This is a genomic window from Bacillus sp. GMs2/2 (genome assembly GCF_050172095.1).
GTDB lineage: Bacteria > Bacillota > Bacilli > Bacillales > Bacillaceae_G > Bacillus_A > Bacillus_A cereus.
Map to the genome: position 1 here is coordinate 1 of NZ_JBNLYE010000768.1, position 838 is coordinate 838.

Below are 838 nucleotides of genomic sequence, written 5' to 3' on the forward strand. Positions count from 1 at the left end.
ATGGTGGAGCCTAGCGGGATCGAACCGCTGACCTCCTGCGTGCAAGGCAGGCGCTCTCCCAGCTGAGCTAAGGCCCCAAACAAGTATCGGGAAGACAGGATTTGAACCTGCGACCCCCTGGTCCCAAACCAGGTGCTCTACCAAGCTGAGCCACTTCCCGAAAGAAAACGCGCCCGAGAGGAGTCGAACCCCTAACCTCTTGATCCGTAGTCAAACGCTCTATCCAATTGAGCTACGGGCGCATATGGTGCCGAGGGCGGGGGTCGAACCCGCACGGTGGTCACCCACCGCAGGATTTTAAGTCCTGTGCGTCTGCCTGTTCCGCCACCCCGGCATGTCATATTGAAAATTGGAGCGGAAGACGGGATTCGAACCCGCGACCCCAACCTTGGCAAGGTTGTATTCTACCACTGAACTACTTCCGCAAGACATGTTTGATATATTTTATTAAAAGTGCGGGTGAAGGGAGTCGAACCCCCACGCCAAAGGCGCTAGATCCTAAGTCTAGTGCGTCTGCCAATTCCGCCACACCCGCATATTAATTAAAATGGTGAGCCATGAAGGACTCGAACCTTCGACCCTCTGATTAAAAGTCAGATGCTCTACCAACTGAGCTAATGGCTCTTACAATAAAAACTGGTGCCGACTAGAGGACTTGAACCCCCAACCTACTGATTACAAGTCAGTTGCTCTACCAATTGAGCTAAGTCGGCTAAATGGTGGAGGATGACGGGATCGAACCGCCGACCCCCTGCTTGTAAGGCAGGTGCTCTCCCAGCTGAGCTAATCCTCCGGATTGCCTGGCAACGTCCTACTCTCACAGGGACAAGGTCCCAAC

General features: G+C 53.9%; 9 tRNA genes. All 9 read right to left on the minus strand.

The features are described from left to right. Position 1 precedes the first annotated feature (1 nt). Positions 2 to 77, minus strand: a tRNA-Ala gene (locus ACQGS6_RS29360). 9 nt (positions 78 to 86) lie between these two features. Beyond that, positions 87 to 160 (minus strand) — tRNA-Pro (locus ACQGS6_RS29365). A gap of 8 nt (positions 161 to 168) precedes the next feature. Beyond that, positions 169 to 242, minus strand: a tRNA-Arg gene (locus tag ACQGS6_RS29370). Between the two features lie 3 nt (positions 243 to 245). Next, a tRNA-Leu gene (locus ACQGS6_RS29375) sits at positions 246 to 334 on the minus strand. A 16-nt stretch (positions 335 to 350) separates the two neighbouring features. Then, positions 351 to 425 (minus strand) — tRNA-Gly (locus ACQGS6_RS29380). Positions 426 to 454: 29 nt separating this feature from the next. After that, positions 455 to 535 (minus strand) — tRNA-Leu (locus ACQGS6_RS29385). 13 nt (positions 536 to 548) lie between these two features. Beyond that, positions 549 to 624: transfer RNA gene (locus ACQGS6_RS29390), tRNA-Lys, on the minus strand. A 13-nt stretch (positions 625 to 637) separates the two neighbouring features. After that, positions 638 to 713: transfer RNA gene (locus ACQGS6_RS29395), tRNA-Thr, on the minus strand. A 4-nt stretch (positions 714 to 717) separates the two neighbouring features. Next, a tRNA-Val gene (locus tag ACQGS6_RS29400) sits at positions 718 to 793 on the minus strand. Positions 794 to 838: the final 45 nt, after the last annotated feature.